This window comes from Chromohalobacter canadensis (assembly GCF_034479555.1).
Lineage (GTDB): Bacteria > Pseudomonadota > Gammaproteobacteria > Pseudomonadales > Halomonadaceae > Chromohalobacter > Chromohalobacter canadensis.
The window spans coordinates 1,449,452-1,465,096 of the sequence record NZ_CP140151.1 but is presented as its reverse complement, the minus strand read 5'-3'; the positions used below and the strand labels follow the sequence as shown (position 1 = coordinate 1,465,096).

At 62.4% G+C, this 15,645-nt stretch carries 12 protein-coding genes and 1 CRISPR repeat array (1 of these 13 running past the window's edge); of the genes, 6 read left to right on the top strand and 6 right to left on the bottom strand.

The window, feature by feature from the left end; all coding sequences use genetic code 11:
• Window positions 1-2,551: a CRISPR direct-repeat array (repeat unit 33 nt; unit sequence GTCGCGGCCCGCACGGGTCGCGCGGATAGAAAC) (it extends 2,996 nt beyond the left edge of the window).
• Window positions 2,552-2,590: 39 nt separating this feature from the next.
• Entirely contained in the window at window positions 2,591-2,812 is a 222-nt protein-coding gene (locus tag SR908_RS16755; RefSeq protein ID WP_407652257.1) for a type I-F CRISPR-associated endoribonuclease Cas6/Csy4, read from the top strand.
• A 452-nt stretch (window positions 2,813-3,264) separates the two neighbouring features.
• Here the strand turns inward: SR908_RS16755 and SR908_RS06940 are convergent, their stop codons facing one another.
• The 6 genes from SR908_RS06940 to SR908_RS06915 form a co-directional block, all read right to left on the bottom strand.
• Window positions 3,265-4,212: a glycerophosphodiester phosphodiesterase gene (locus tag SR908_RS06940; RefSeq protein WP_246923973.1), complete on the bottom strand. Its 948-nt coding sequence runs from the start codon at window positions 4,210-4,212 to the stop codon at window positions 3,265-3,267.
• Window positions 4,213-4,216: 4 nt separating this feature from the next.
• On the bottom strand, window positions 4,217-4,528 hold the full coding sequence (locus SR908_RS06935) for a hypothetical protein (protein ID WP_246923970.1): 312 nt from the start codon (window positions 4,526-4,528) through the stop codon (window positions 4,217-4,219).
• A gap of 72 nt (window positions 4,529-4,600) precedes the next feature.
• The gene (locus SR908_RS06930; RefSeq protein WP_246923967.1) at window positions 4,601-5,230 is read right to left on the bottom strand and encodes an OmpW/AlkL family protein; all 630 of its coding nucleotides are present in this window, start codon (window positions 5,228-5,230) and stop codon (window positions 4,601-4,603) included.
• A gap of 209 nt (window positions 5,231-5,439) precedes the next feature.
• On the bottom strand, window positions 5,440-7,251 hold the full coding sequence (typA, locus tag SR908_RS06925) for a translational GTPase TypA (RefSeq protein ID WP_246923964.1): 1,812 nt from the start codon (window positions 7,249-7,251) through the stop codon (window positions 5,440-5,442).
• A 267-nt stretch (window positions 7,252-7,518) separates the two neighbouring features.
• Window positions 7,519-8,511, bottom strand: a complete 993-nt coding sequence (locus tag SR908_RS06920) for a polysaccharide deacetylase family protein (RefSeq protein WP_246923962.1) — start codon at window positions 8,509-8,511, stop codon at window positions 7,519-7,521.
• A 152-nt stretch (window positions 8,512-8,663) separates the two neighbouring features.
• On the bottom strand, window positions 8,664-9,626 hold the full coding sequence (locus SR908_RS06915; protein WP_246923959.1) for a glycosyltransferase: 963 nt from the start codon (window positions 9,624-9,626) through the stop codon (window positions 8,664-8,666).
• A 487-nt stretch (window positions 9,627-10,113) separates the two neighbouring features.
• On the opposite strand from SR908_RS06915, the gene glnA reads away from it, so the two are divergent.
• The 5 genes from glnA (at window position 10,114) to SR908_RS06890 (ending at window position 15,645) form a co-directional block, all read left to right on the top strand.
• The gene (gene glnA / locus SR908_RS06910) at window positions 10,114-11,523 is read left to right on the top strand and encodes a glutamate--ammonia ligase (RefSeq protein WP_246923956.1); all 1,410 of its coding nucleotides are present in this window, start codon (window positions 10,114-10,116) and stop codon (window positions 11,521-11,523) included.
• Window positions 11,524-11,722: 199 nt separating this feature from the next.
• Window positions 11,723-12,343, top strand: coding sequence for a DUF4124 domain-containing protein (locus SR908_RS06905; RefSeq protein WP_246923939.1), 621 nt, complete (start codon window positions 11,723-11,725; stop codon window positions 12,341-12,343).
• Window positions 12,344-12,504: 161 nt separating this feature from the next.
• Window positions 12,505-13,581, top strand: coding sequence for a nitrogen regulation protein NR(II) (glnL, locus tag SR908_RS06900; RefSeq protein WP_281505153.1), 1,077 nt, complete (start codon window positions 12,505-12,507; stop codon window positions 13,579-13,581).
• Between the two features lie 15 nt (window positions 13,582-13,596).
• Complete coding sequence (gene ntrC / locus SR908_RS06895) at window positions 13,597-15,006, top strand: nitrogen regulation protein NR(I) (RefSeq protein ID WP_040240785.1); 1,410 nt, start codon at window positions 13,597-13,599, stop codon at window positions 15,004-15,006.
• A 165-nt stretch (window positions 15,007-15,171) separates the two neighbouring features.
• Entirely contained in the window at window positions 15,172-15,645 is a 474-nt protein-coding gene (locus tag SR908_RS06890; RefSeq protein ID WP_246923935.1) for an Hsp20/alpha crystallin family protein, read from the top strand.

The window sequence follows — 15,645 nt, the reverse complement described above, 5'->3', positions numbered from 1 at the left end:
GTATCGCTAGCTTTTATAATTGAAAGTGAAGGTCGCGGCCCGCACGGGTCGCGCGGATAGAAACTCATCGCCCTGGGCGAATGGCTGATCGAGATCCGTCGCGGCCCGCACGGGTCGCGCGGATAGAAACAAGCCCAAGACCAAATGGGTGGCGGTGACCCCGGTCGCGGCCCGCACGGGTCGCGCGGATAGAAACCGCATCGGGTACTGAGGGTTCAGGGCGCTAAAAAAGTCGCGGCCCGCACGGGTCGCGCGGATAGAAACTGCAGTATCGCTAGCTTTTATAATTGAAAGTGAAGGTCGCGGCCCGCACGGGTCGCGCGGATAGAAACTCATCGCCCTGGGCGAATGGCTGATCGAGATCCGTCGCGGCCCGCACGGGTCGCGCGGATAGAAACAAGCCCAAGACCAAATGGGTGGCGGTGACCCCGGTCGCGGCCCGCACGGGTCGCGCGGATAGAAACCGCATCGGGTACTGAGGGTTCAGGGCGCTAAAAAAGTCGCGGCCCGCACGGGTCGCGCGGATAGAAACAAGCCCAAGACCAAATGGGTGGCGGTGACCCCGGTCGCGGCCCGCACGGGTCGCGCGGATAGAAACTGTTGTCAGCGGCCCGAATAGCCCGATTGAACGCGTCGCGGCCCGCACGGGTCGCGCGGATAGAAACTCATTGCTGGCTGTGGAGGTCTCGAGCGGAAGCAAGTCGCGGCCCGCACGGGTCGCGCGGATAGAAACCACCCACTGCTGAAGGCGGAGACCACGGCGCGGGTCGCGGCCCGCACGGGTCGCGCGGATAGAAACTCTGCGTGTATCGACAGGCCCCTCGCCGTAGACGAGTCGCGGCCCGCACGGGTCGCGCGGATAGAAACAAGATCGCGAAAAAACGTAGGCGATAACCCATGCGTCGCGGCCCGCACGGGTCGCGCGGATAGAAACTGTCCGGCTTCAGCGGGGGTTCTATGCAGCGACAGTCGCGGCCCGCACGGGTCGCGCGGATAGAAACGAGGATATGGACTTTGAAATGCCGTTCCACCCCGAGGTCGCGGCCCGCACGGGTCGCGCGGATAGAAACCGGTCATCGACGACCACGCTCGAGTACACAGCATCGTCGCGGCCCGCACGGGTCGCGCGGATAGAAACCGCAAATCCCGATGGTTACATTCAGATCGGGCGTGTCGCGGCCCGCACGGGTCGCGCGGATAGAAACCGTTATCCCCCAGCTCTGGCGCCGCGCCGCTATCCGTCGCGGCCCGCACGGGTCGCGCGGATAGAAACCAGGTTAGCGGCGCCATGGGTCTTGAGATCCGCGGTCGCGGCCCGCACGGGTCGCGCGGATAGAAACATCACTCAGCGAGGACGGAAGACTTACATGGTACAAGTCGCGGCCCGCACGGGTCGCGCGGATAGAAACCCGACGATAGATTTCTCGCAATACCAATGGTCAGGTCGCGGCCCGCACGGGTCGCGCGGATAGAAACTCCGGGAGGGGCTTCCACCGCCCCTCCCATCAAGTCGCGGCCCGCACGGGTCGCGCGGATAGAAACCATTTTCCGAGGTAGTCTTGATCATCGACTGACCGTCGCGGCCCGCACGGGTCGCGCGGATAGAAACACGCCGTGGGGTAAGAGATGAGAGCCGGACGACTAGTCGCGGCCCGCACGGGTCGCGCGGATAGAAACGAGAACCAGCCGCTGGGGCTGCTCAACCAGACCGGTCGCGGCCCGCACGGGTCGCGCGGATAGAAACATCCGCGACGCATGCGGGGTCAGCAGCCGCGCCGGTCGCGGCCCGCACGGGTCGCGCGGATAGAAACTTCCAAGGCGATCGCGAGCGTAACGTCCACACGGGGTCGCGGCCCGCACGGGTCGCGCGGATAGAAACGCTATAATGTCGCGGAGTCCAAGCAGGCAAAACGTGTCGCGGCCCGCACGGGTCGCGCGGATAGAAACCCAAGCGGCCTCAATGGCTACGCGCCAGCTTTCAGTCGCGGCCCGCACGGGTCGCGCGGATAGAAACTCCTCATCCTCGAGCGCGTCGAACAGCGACGGCATGTCGCGGCCCGCACGGGTCGCGCGGATAGAAACATAAGCTCGAACGTGACCTGGTAGATCGGCAGATGTCGCGGCCCGCACGGGTCGCGCGGATAGAAACCGTTGAGCCAATCCGCCGCTGAATAGCTGCACCCGTCGCGGCCCGCACGGGTCGCGCTGATAGAAACATCGTTGGATGTCTGCACACAGGGTGGCGTGGATGTCGCGGCCCGCACGGGTCGCGCGGATAGAAACAGCAGGCCAATGGTTGGAGTCGAAACCAGGCATGTCGCGGCCCGCACGGGTCGCGCGGATAGAAACGGGCGCGGCGTGGGTCGGCTTTGGCCAGACGATGGTCGCGGCCCGCACGGGTCGCGCGGATAGAAACTATTACGGACGAACCGGCACCGCCCGGATCTGCCGTCGCGGCCCGCACGGGTCGCGCGGATAGAAACGGCGACTGGTCCGGCGCATAAAGGAGCCCTATATGGTCGCGGCCCGCATGGGTCGCGCGGATACGGGCGGCGCAAGTCGAGTCAAGTGTTATGCACGTCGCCACGACATCAGTGAAGAAGCAGCGCGCCAGTGCCTCTCGGTATCTGCTGAACGCAAGATTTCGCTGCCGTTCGTGCAGGTGAACAGCCGTTCTAGTGGTCAACGCTTTGCGCTGTTTATCGAACACGGGGGCCCCTGGACGAGCCTACAGTTGGACGATTCAACCATTATGGGTTTAGCCGTGAAGCGACCGTGCCGTGGTTTTGACCCTTTTTTGGCGCCCTTTTAATAACTTTTAAATCAATAGCTTAGCGCTATAGTCTGAGAAAAGGTGTGACGCTTTATTTACGCGGACGTTCTTTAATAATCAGATAGCTTGGCTATGATAAGCTCTAGTTCGTTGCAGCCTAGGCAGCTCAGAAGTTCAAGCAGATTTGGACTGCCCGACGCTTTCCTGTTCGTTGCCGACCAGGCAGCTCAGAAAATGGAACCTCCAGCATTGGGGTGGCGACTACAGTTAGCTGCCGCCCAGGCAGCTCAGAAACAGCTCGCCAGCCAGTAACATGCCGCCTACGGGTTAGCGCTACCCCGCGACCTTGAGTCTTATATCGGCCCTAGCTGTCGCGTGTTCGAAGTGTTGAACCGCAGGCGCAAGCTCAGCCTGCGCCTGATTTCGGTGGCTTCACGATGGGTTCAAGATGCCTTACGAGAGCCTGATGAACGAGACGGCCGCCTGAAGTATCACTCTGCTTCTGCCAGCACGTCCTTCAATCGATCGGGGAAGTTGGTGAAGAGGCCGTCGACGCCCCAGCCGAGCAGTCGGCGCATCCGGTCTTTGTCGTTGATGGTGTAGACGTGCACCAGCAGGTCGTTGGCGTGGGCCTGTTCGATGAAGCGGGCGTCGATGACCGGTTCCCCTTCGTACAGGTAGTTGGGGCCGACGCCGTCGGCGTAGTCGGCGATTGCCTGGAAGTCGGCATCGGTGATGTTGGCGGGGCTGGGGGTGACGCCGGTCCATTCTTCGAGGGTTTTGCCGTCTTCGCTGGGGGAGTACCAGAGCAGTTGGATCAGCGGGATGTCGGGATTGAGCTTGTGCACTTCCTGCAGGCTGGCTTGGCTGAAGGATTGGATGACCACGGAACCCGACTGCACCAGGCCTTCAGCCTCCAGCTTGTTGACCAGGGCGTCTTGCAGCTCGGGATAGTCCTTGGGTGACTTGGTCTCGATGTAGTAGCGCACGTCTTGGCCGTAGCGGTCGATGACGTCATCCAGGGTGAGCAGCTTGGCGCCGGCGTAGGCGTCATCGGCATATTCCGGATGGGCTTGGTTGAACCAACTGCCGGCGTCGAGTGCCTTGAGTTCGTCGAGGCTGTGTTCTTTCACTAACCCTTGGCCATCGGTGGTGCGTTCCAGGGTGGTGTCGTGAATGGCCACCAGGCGCCCATCGGCACTCATGTGAATATCCAGCTCGAGGTAGTCGGCGTCCATGGCGAGCGCTTTGTCGTAGGCGTACCAGGTATGTTCAGGGGCGTAGCCGCTGGCACCGCGATGGGCGATGACCTGGACGTTGTTGTGCAGGGCCTCGCGTTGCTGTTCGAGCGCATCGGCTTGGGCGGTCATGGAGGCCAAGAGCGTGGTACTGCCGAGCAGAGCCAGCATGGACACAAGCGCGGGGCGAAGCGTCGACATGGCTTCAGTCCTCTTCATCCTCGATCGTGGGTTCCAGGGCGCGTTTGTCGTCGGGGAGGCGGACGTAGTCGCCGACGCTTAAATCGCCGTGGCTCTGATGGCGTTTGCCTTGGGTGTCGATGAGGGCGGCGACCTTGCCGATGCTGAGGGCGTCGTCTTCGCGGTAGGCTTCGACTTCGACGCGTACCACTATGCCTTGGTAGCGGGCGGAGAGCATCATGCCGGGGTGAGGTTGAACTTCGTGCTGTTTGTCGCTGGCGTAGTGGCGGGTCACGCTGGCGTTGCCGGGGGCGTCCCAGTCGATGTGCTTATGCATGGCGGGCTCCTGTCGCATCCGTGTGTTTTTACAGGGTAGCCCGCCGTGCGGGGTATCGCCTAGCCGGACGGCTCAGAACCGGTAGCTGAGGCCACCCATGACCACGATGGGGTCGATGTCCACGTCGGCGTGATAGTCGTTGCCGCCGAGCGTGGCGGTGGCGTCGCTGTCGATATCCAGATACCAGGCGGCGGCGTTGAGCGCCCAGTGGTCGTCGATCAGTAGATCGACCCCGACTTGCGCGGCGCCGCCCCAGCTATCGTCGAGTTCGAGCTCGCCGCCGTCGAGTTTTTCGTCGGAGAAGTGGGTGTAGTTGATCCCGGCGCCGAGATACGGCTGCACGCGGGCGTCGGTGCCGCCGAGCGGATAGTACTGCAGCGTCAATGTCGGCGGCAGGTGGTGGATGCTGGCCATGTCGTTGCCATTGAGTTGGACCTGATGCTCGAAGCGTTGCGCGGCGAGCAGTTCTACGCCGAGTTTGTCTTGGAAACGATAGCCCAGGGTGAAGGCGAAACCGCTATCGTCGTCGGCGTCGATTTTCATGTTCAGTGGTGCGCCGAAGTCGCCGTTGTCGCTTTGCGGGGCGACCTTGGCGACACCGAAGCGGGTGTAGAAGTCGCCCTGGCCGTAGGCGAGCGCCGAGGTGGCGGGCACGAGCGCGGCGGTGAGGGCGAGTGAGGAAACGAGCAGGGCACGGCGCATGGGACGACTCCTTGGTTTGTGACGAGTTGGCTTGAGACGAGTTGGCTTGAGGTGAAGCGAGAAGCGGCGAGCGCTTCGTATGCATCAAGTCTAAACCTAATACCCACATAAAAAATGTGGTTATATGTCGCAGCCCAGGAGTGACCGGCCGGAAACGACGAAGCCCACCGAAAGGTGGGCTTCGTGTTCCTACCGAGTGCGGGGCGCCGTTACTTCTTCTTGGCGCGCTTACGCTCGTTCTCGGTGAGGTGCTTCTTGCGCAGACGAATATGCTCGGGGGTGATCTCCACCAGTTCGTCGTCATCGAGGAACTCGATGGCCTGCTCGAGGCTGAAGCGGATGGGCGGCGTCAGCACCAGGGCTTCGTCGGTGCCGGCGGAGCGCATGTTGTCGAGCTTTTTGGCCTTGGTGGGATTGACCGCCATGTCGTCGGCACGGTTATTGATGCCGATCAGCATGCCTTCGTAGACTTCTGTGCCATGCTCGACCATCAATTTGCCGCGATCCTGCAGGGCGAATAGCGCGTAGGCCAGCGCCTTGCCGGGGGCCATGGAGATCAGCACGCCGTTGCGACGCTCGACGGAGGCGTCGGGCTTGAGCGGACCGTAATGGTCGAAACGGCTGGTGAGGATGCCGGTGCCGGAGGTCAGCGTGAGGAACTGGCCACGAAAGCCGATCAGCCCGCGCGCGGGGATGATGAAGTCCAGGCGCACACGACCCTTGCCGTCCGGGTTCATGTTGGTCATCTCACCCTTGCGGTAGCCGATCTCTTCCATCACCGCGCCTTGGTGCTGTTCTTCGCAGTCGATGATGACCTCTTCGTACGGCTCCTGCTTGACGCCATCGATCTCGCGGATGATGACCTCAGGGCGGCCTACGGCCAGTTCGTAGCCTTCACGACGCATGCTTTCGATGAGTACCGAAAGGTGCAGCTCGCCGCGCCCGGAGACCTTGAACTTCTCGGGCGTTTCGGCTTCCTCGACACGCAGCGCGACGTTGTGGATCAGCTCCTGCTCGAGGCGGTCACGAATGTTACGGCTGGTGACGAACTTGCCTTCCTTGCCGGCGAACGGCGAGTCGTTGACCTGGAAGGTCATGGAGACAGTGGGTTCGTCAACGGTCAGCACGGGCAGCGCTTCGACGGCGGCCGGATCGCACAGCGTATCGGAGATCGCCAAATCGCTGATGCCGGTGATGCAGACGATGTCGCCGGCTTCGGCCTGTTCGGTTTGAACGCGCTCGAGGCCGAGGTGTGTCATGACCTGGCCGACCTTGCCCTTGCGGACGTTGCCTTCCTTGGAGATCACGCTGATCTGTTGCCCCGGGCTCACGTTGCCGCGCTTGATGCGGCCCAGGCCGATGACGCCGACGTAGCTGTTGTAGTCGAGCGCGGAGATCTGCATCTGGAACGGCCCGTCGCGTTCGACGGTGGGCGGTTCGACGATATCGACGATGGATTGGAACATCGGCGTCATGTCGTCTTCGAGCGCATCCGGGTCCATGCCGGCGACACCGTTGAGCGCCGAGCAATAGATGATCGGGAAGTCGAGCTGTTCGTCGCTGGCGCCGAGGTTGTCGAACAGATCGAAGATCTGGTCGATGACCCAGTCAGGACGCGCGCCGGGGCGGTCGATCTTGTTGACCACGACGATGGGCTTCAAGCCACGATCGAAGGCTTTCTGGGTGACGAAGCGCGTCTGCGGCATGGGGCCGTCGACGGCGTCGACCATCAGCAGTACGGAATCGACCATCGACATGACGCGCTCGACCTCACCACCGAAGTCGGCGTGTCCGGGCGTGTCGACGATGTTGATGTGGTAATCGTGCCACTGGATCGCGGTATTCTTGGACAGAATGGTGATACCGCGTTCTTTCTCCTGGTCGTTGGAGTCCATGATGCGCTCTTGCCCTTCGGCCTTGCGGTCGAGGGTGCCGGACTGACTCAGGAGTTGATCGACCAGGGTGGTCTTGCCATGGTCGACGTGGGCGATAATGGCGATGTTGCGAAGGTTCTCGATCACGTAGGGATCCTGCTTGAAAATTGGGCCGTATTATAGGGTCAGGGTGCCGACGACTGCCAGTTTGATGACCGTTGCCAACAGGCGCGGCACGACAAAAGTCGCGTTGGCGCGGAGATAACCGTGGCGCTATCAGGGACTTGGGGCGTTTTGGCGGCAGGGCGAAAATACGCAAAAAAATGGCGGCGCGCTCGTCAATCGCCAATTATCGCATCAGAGTGGACGTGTGGCGTGGGGTGGAGCGCTCCGATCTAGAGGGCTATTCACTCATTAAAGGTGCCCGAGTAGCCAATCATAGAGACGTCCCGCGCTGCTGGCAACGGGTTGCGTGATCTGAAAGCGCGGCAATGCCAGTGGATCGTCGCGGTGCGAGAGCCAGCCGGCATGGCTATGAAAGGCTTCCTGAACGCCGCAGCGCTGGGCCAGTTGACGTACGCGGAGCGAGGCTTCCGGCTGTGGATAGGCGAAAGAAGACAGCGGGTCGCGGCATAGCACGCCGAGTTGGCGACGCGAATGGCGAATTTGCCATTGGATCTGGCGGTCGTCGAGGGTATCTAACGGCGTGGCGGCGACACCGCGCGCGCCGAAACGCACTAGGCCGTCGCTTTCCAAGCGGCGTACGCTGAACGGGTCGAGCGTTTGGGGCGCGATGTCGAACTCGGTGCCCAACTCCACGCCGAGTCGAGCCAGCGTCGACAGGGCGGTTTGCTGCGCGAGTTGTTCGAGGTAGTCGTGCAATGCGTGACTGTAGGCGGTGCCTGGGTGGTCGGGCCGTGGCGGTGGGAGCGGAAGCCCGGCATCGCCGAGGTATTCGCGAACGCGCATGGGCTGAATGCCGTCCCAGAGGATGTCGCCGAGGGCCATCCGCCAATCGCCTTGTGGACGCCCTGTATTGCCCGTGGTCAAAAACATGCTGGCCGGCAATGCCAGGCGCTCGAGCTGCCGCAGCGCTACCTCGGCGGTATCTCGCCAGCCGCCGTCGAAGGTCAGCGCGATGCGTGGCATCGGGTCGCGATGCAGACGGCGGGCGCTGGCCAGGGAGACGATCTGCGCGTGATCGGTCAGGTGGTCGAGCAGCCGCCGAAAGCTTTCCGGGCCGAGGCAGTAGGGCGCTCGGTGTGGTAGGCGTGCAGCGGCTTCATCGGGCAACACGCGCTGTATGACCAAGATTGCGCTGCGTCCGCGAAGCGGCTCGCTAAGGTTGCGTCGCCAGTGCCCACGCAGGCGCTGCACAAGATCGTGTGCAAGGCTGAGATGACTCATGGCGTGTCCCTCCGCACTGCTGTCGTTGCTCAGTGTGCGAGCGTTGTTGCCGTGCCGTGGTGACATCCTGTCGCAGACGGCAAGGGCCTCCTTTGAAGAGTGATGTTGTGATGGTGGTTGCGATATCTATCAGCATATCTCGTTGTCTCAATTTAGCCAGTCAGCCCCAGCTTGTCTCGTCGGCAGAATGTCATCAGCGCCGCGCCGGTGGCGGTCAACTGCAAGGCGTGCAGGCTCCAGCGGTACCAGTAGATGCGGTAGGCCATGCGCGGTGCCGGCGTGTCGTCGCGCCAAGCCATGAGCCCGGCGGGAAGCGCACTAAAGGTCAGGCCGGCCATCCCGACCCCTGGCGACAAGGGCAGCCACAGCAGCAAGGCCAGCGGTAGGCTCGTGCTCTGGAGAAGGGCGGCACTCACACGGGGGACGAGAAAACGCGGATGGCGCGCGGTGCTGGGGATGTACAGACAACGCCGCTGATGCCGACGTTGCCGACGCCACCAGGGGCCGAGGCGGCGCGGGGCGGCATGGTCGATCAGCAAGGGTGCGTCCTGCCAGCAGAGATGCGCGTGGCAGCGCCATAGACGTACGAGGATATCCAGGTCGGCGCCTGCCTCGAGGCAAGGATCATGGCCCCCGAGACGCTCGTACCACTCGCGGGTGATGGCCAGTTGACCGGTGGGCCAGTCCCAGGGGTGGTCGTCGAAGCCGCGTTGCGTGCGGCTGAGATACCAACTGGCGAGTTGTGGCGGCAACGGGGTGGCTGGGTATTGGGCGCAGACGATGGCGTCGGCGGCCTGGTGGCTGAAGGCACGGGCGAGCCCGGAGAGCCAGTGCTCGGGTACTTCGAGTGCTGCGTCCAAAAACACCAGCACATCGCCATTGAGGTAGGTAGCGCCATGGTGGCGAAGCGCGCCTTGTCCATGTTGGGGCAGTACCGCGAAGCGGATCTGACGTTCAATCAGCATGTGCTGGGTAGGCTCATCCAGCGTCGTAAGCTGGACCAACGTTTCGGTGTGCCCGCTGAAGCGCGCGATACTGCGTGCCAGGGCGCTCAGGCAGCGCTCCAGGTGCTCGGGGGTATGGCTGGCGTCGATTAGCAGACTGTAAGTGCGCATCGCTGGGAGTGCCTTGGGATCAAACCCGTGTCGAGGGGAGCTGTTAAACAGACTGGGGGGTGGTGCGAACCCTGGCAATCATCGCCGGGGCTGGTTTTTCTAAAGCAATACTGATTACGAGCTTGCGCGAATTCACCTCGACAGGGCGCGGCGCTCAGCTGTCGAGCGAAGGCCCGAATGTTTTTGCACCAATCTGGTTCATAGAGGCGATGCGATGCACCGTTAGAAGGCTTTGAAGTGTCTCTGCACTTTAATGTGGCGCACTTGGCGCTAAAGTGGTGCTAATCCTTGCGCAAGGATGGTTTATTTTTTCTCGGTGGATCATGCGTTTATCGAAGGTGCACTTAGATGGCTCAATGATTGGCATGCCTTCTGCATTGCAAAACGTAAAGTGCATACCCGTGGGCAGTTGCCGGCGGGCGTGCTACAAACGACGCTGAACACGCAAGCAAACGACCCGAGCCGTGGGCTCATAGTGGAGGAAATCATGTCCGAGAAGACCCTCGCCCTGATCGAAGAACACGATATCAAGTGGGTAGACCTGCGCTTTACCGATACCAAGGGCAAGGAGCAGCACGTCACGATTCCGGCCAGCGCCGTCGATGATGAGTTCTTTGAGGACGGCCAGATGTTCGATGGCTCCTCCATTGAAGGCTGGAAGGGTATCAACGAGTCCGACATGATCCTGCGCCCGGAAGATGGCAGCGGTTATCTCGACCCGTTCACCGAAGACGCTACCCTCGTGCTGCGTTGCGATATTATCGAGCCGGCTACCATGCAGGGCTATGAGCGTGATCCGCGCTCCATCGCCAAGCGTGCCGAGGCGTATCTGAAGTCCACCGGTCTGGGCGACACCGCCTTCTTCGGGCCGGAACCGGAATTCTTCATCTTCGACGAAGTGCATTGGAACGCCGATATTCAGGGCGCGATGTACAAGATCACTTCCGAGGAAGGCGCCTGGGCGACCGACTCCACTAACGTGGAAGGTGGCAACCTGGGGCACCGTCCGCGCGTCAAGGGCGGTTATTTCCCGGTGCCGCCGGTGGATAGCTTCCACGACATCCGCAGCGCGATGTGCAACACGCTGGAGGCCATCGGCCAGTCGGTCGAGGTGCATCACCACGAGGTGGCCAACGCCGGCCAGAACGAGATCGGCGTCAAGTTCAACACCTTGGTCAAGAAGGCCGACGAAGTTCAGGAAATGAAGTACGTGATCCACAACGTGGCCCACGCGTACGGCAAGACCGCGACCTTCATGCCCAAGCCGCTGGTCGGCGACAATGGTTCCGGCATGCACGTGCACCAGTCCTTCTGGAAGGACGGCGCCAACATGTTTGCCGGCGACGAATACGCTGGGCTGTCCGAAACGGCGCTTTACTATATCGGCGGTGTCATCAAGCATGCGCGCGCCTTGAATGCCTTCACCAACGCGTCGACCAACTCTTACAAGCGTCTGGTGCCGGGCTTCGAAGCGCCGGTCATGCTCGCCTACAGCGCGCGTAACCGCAGTGCATCGATCCGCATTCCGTATACCGCAAGCCCCAAGGGCAAGCGCGTCGAGTGCCGTTTCCCCGACCCGACCGCCAACCCGTACCTGGCATTCTCCGCGCTGCTGATGGCGGGTATCGACGGCATCAAGAACAAGATCCATCCCGGCGACGCGATGGACAAGAACCTCTATGACCTGCCGCCGGAAGAAGGCAAGGCGATCCCCACCGTGGCCGAGAGCCTCGACCAGGCTCTGGAGGCGCTGGACGCCGATCGTGCCTTCCTCACCGAGGGTGAAGTGTTCACCGATTCGATGATCGACGCTTACCTCGAGCTCAAGCAGGAAGAAGTCGATCGCCTGCGCATGGCGACGCATCCGGTCGAATTCGACATGTACTACAGCTGCTAATCGCGTACTACAGCTGCTGATCTCGCACGACTGCGAGTGATCGCGACTGACCGAGGCCCCGTCCGATGTGACGGGGCCTTTTACGTTATGACGCGTGCATGATGGAGGGGGCGTTAGGGGTTTAGAGGGGACGTGTTGTGGTTGGGTAAATTGAAGGTGCGCTAGACTGAGCGTTCGTTACAGGCACGAGGAGAAGGGCATGCGCCAAGGGTGGGCCACCGCAACATGGTTGAAAGGCGCTTGGGCGTTGCTCGTAGCGGTTGTGATGGGGATGTCGGCGGCGCAGGCGACCCCGGTCTATCGCAGCGTGGATGCGCAAGGCAACGTGACCTTTTCCGATCGCCCGGTAGGAGAGAAGGTAGACGTCGGTACGGTGAACACGGTGCCCGGCCAGCCGCGCGAGACACGCGATCTCCAGGCGCTGCCGGACGCAGCGACGGAGACGGAAGCGGATGACGCATCGTCATTCACCGCTTACGAGCGTCTCGCCATTGCGGCCCCTGGCAACGAGACGACCCTGCCCACCGGCGCGGCGGGTAATACCCAGGTGCGTGTGGCGATCACGCCCGAACTGCGCGAGACGGACAAGCTGCGCATGATTATCGATGGTGAGGTGAATGGGCCGGCTCGACACGCGACGACCTTCTCGGTCACCGAGTTAGTGCGTGGGGAGCACACCTTGCGTGCTGAAGTGGTCGATGCCGAAGGGCGGGTGCGTCAGCGTAGCGCGCCGGTCACCCTCTATGTGCAACGCGCCAGCGTGTATTTACCCGCCAACCCCAACAATCCCCGTAACAATGGTGACAGTGGCAGTCAGTGAGCCGATTTGGCGCCTGGTGCTGTCTGTTGTCCTTCTTTTGCACTATTTTGGTGCGTTAGTGATGCGTGCGTCCATGACGGCACTGCCCTATGCCGGGCGGTGACAGACTGGCGCGCTTCTTGCACTGATAACGTACATGGACGATGGATAATGGACGGGTCATGCCAGAACCTCCCTTGCCGCAATATTCGGTCGAACCAAAACGTTTGCTAGAACACCTGACGACGGCGATCGTGCTGCTCGATGGTGACTTGCATGTGCGCTGGATGAATCCGGCCGCCGAGTCGTTGCTGGCGACTAGCCGGTTGCGTGTCATGGGTCAGCGACTGGAAAGTCTGGCGGGCGTCGAGGGCAGTGTCGAAGCGGTGTTGTTCAAGGCGCGCGACGAGCTGCATCCCTTCACGCAGCGCGAAGCGACCCTGGTATTGCCGTCGGGGAGCACGGCCACGGTGGACTTCACTGTCACGCCGCTGTCCGCCGATGAGCTGCTGATCGAGATCGAGCCGCGCGACCGGCTGTTGCGCATTTCCCGCGAGGAGGCGCTGATCGCGCGCCAGGAGACCATCAAGGTGCTCACCCGGGGCCTGGCGCACGAGGTGAAGAACCCGCTGGGGGGCATTCGTGGCGCGGCACAGTTGCTCGAACGGGATCTGCCCGACCCGCAGCTCGCCGAGTTCACCCGGGTCATCGTCGAGGAGGCTGATCGGCTGCGCGATCTGGTGGATCGCATGCTGGGGCCCAACAGCATGAGTCGTCATGAGCCGCTCAACATCCACAAGGTGCTCGAGCGGGTGCGTACTCTGCTGGAGGCCGAGCATCCGCGCATCGACTACGTGCGCGATTACGACCCCAGCCTGCCGGATCTGGAAGGCGACGAGGCGCAGTTGATTCAGGCGGTGCTCAACGTCGCCCGTAACGCCGTCCAGGCGATGGAAGAACACGGCGTCGATGCCCCGCACCTGACCCTGCGTACTCGCGCCCGGCGGCAATTCACGCTGGGCGCCGAGCGCCACCGCTTGGTCTGCGAGCTGGGCATTCTCGATAACGGCCCCGGCATTCCCGAGACGCTGCGCGAGACGCTGTTCTATCCGATGGTCTCGGGGCGTGCCGATGGCAGTGGCCTGGGCCTTTCCATCGCGCAATCGATCCTGCATCAGCACCAGGGGTTGATCGAGTGCGACTCGGTGCCCGGGTGTACCGAATTCCGTTTGTTGATTCCGCTTGAGAGCCATCATTGAGGCTTGGGAGGCCCTATGACTGACGTCGCACGCATTGTGATCGTCGACGATGACCGCGCCATACGCTGGGTGCTGGAGCGCGCGCTGGCTCAGCCGGATCTCGACGTGCAGAGCTTTGAGCGCGCTGACACCGCGTTGGAACAGATACTGCGTCAACCGCCCGATGTGCTGCTGACCGATATTCGCATGCCGGGGCTCGATGGGTTGGACCTGATGGCGCGCATTCGCGAAAGCCACCCGGATCTGCCGGTGATCGTGATGACCGCGCATTCCGACCTCGACAGCGCCGTGGCGTCGTATCAGGGCGGCGCTTTCGAGTACCTGCCCAAGCCGTTCGATGTCGACGAGGCCCTGGCCTTAGTGCGTCGTGGCGTGGCGCATGCCCGCGAGCGACGCACGCCAGCGGCGGTGCCGGAAGGCCTGTCGGCGGAGATCATCGGTGAAGCGCCGGCGATGCAGGAAGTCTTTCGCGCCATCGGACGGCTCTCGCAATCGCATATCACGGTGATGATCAACGGCGAATCGGGCACCGGCAAGGAGCGTGTCGCGCAGGCGTTGCATCAGCACAGCCCGCGCCATGGTGGGCCGTTCATCGCCCTCAACATGGCGGCCATCCCGAAAGACTTGATGGAATCGGAACTGTTCGGTCATGAAAAGGGCGCCTTCACCGGGGCGACGTCGCAGCGGCGTGGGCGCTTCGAGCAGTCCGACGGTGGCACGCTGTTTCTCGACGAGATCGGCGACATGCCCGCCGAGACTCAGACCCGCTTGTTGCGGGTGCTGGCCGATGGGGAGTTCTATCGTGTCGGCGGCCACACCCCGGTCAAGGTCGACGTGCGCATCATCGCCGCGACGCACCAGCACCTGGAGCGCCTGGTCGAAGACGGCCGTTTCCGCGAGGATCTGTTCCATCGGCTCAACGTGATTCGTATCCATCTACCGCGTCTCTCCGAGCGGCGTGAGGACATTCCCCGCTTGGCGCAGCACTTCCTGGCCGACGCAGCCAAGGAGCTCGCCACCGAGCCCAAGGTGCTGACGCAGGAGGCCGAGCAGCATCTCACGCAACTGCCGTGGCCGGGTAACGTGCGCCAGCTCGAGAACACCTGTCGTTGGCTGACGGTAATGGCGTCGGGCCGCGAGGTGTTGGTTGAGGACCTGCCGCCGGAGCTGCGTGATATAGAAGGCACCGAAAGTGCCGGCGGCGACTGGCGCGGTGCCTTCCGCGAGTGGGCCGATCGCGCCCTGGCGGCGGGGCATACGCATCTGCTCGAAGAGGCGGTGCCGGATTTCGAGCGCATCCTCATCGAAACGGCGCTCAAGCATACTGGCGGGCGCAAGGGCGAGGCCGCCGAGCTGCTCGGTTGGGGCCGCAACACACTGACACGTAAGCTCAAGGTGCTGCTGCCGGCACTCGCCGACGAGTGATCGCCCCATTTGAAATATTCTCGAGGTTAGCGATTACCAACATAGAGGCCTTGAAATCCGTCGAACAGTACCTATTTCTGAGATTGAGCGAGGACGGTGACCGGGCGAGAAAGCCCAGACGCCAGCCTCGTATCGACAGCAGAGATAACGAGGAGGTGTTTGATCATGTTTGGAGATCTATGGCGCCTAACCGGGCCCAGCACCCCGGAATTGGATTGGCTGCGCGAAATGCTGGATGGCGTCCTCCCCAGTGGGGTGAGTGATATTCGCTCGATGCCGCGTGGCAGCTTCCCGCAAATCAACATGGGACGCACCGATGACGCCCTGCATGTCTATGTCTTCGCCGCCGGACTTAAGCCCGATGACCTGGAACTTAGCGTGCAGAACAACGTTTTGACGGTAAGTGGCACACGTGGTGAGCAAGCCTCAGGCGATGCGCAGGGCGGAGGCGCGCAGGATGAACGGCGCCCGCACTTTCGCCAGGAGCGTTTCAGTGGCCACTTCACCCGTTCCATCGCGCTGCCCGAGGGGGTGGACACCGAGCGCGCCGAGGCGCATAGCCATGACGGGGTTGTCGAGATCCGTCTACCCAAGAGTGAGAAGATGAAGCCGCAGCGTATCGAGGTTCAGGCTAGCTGA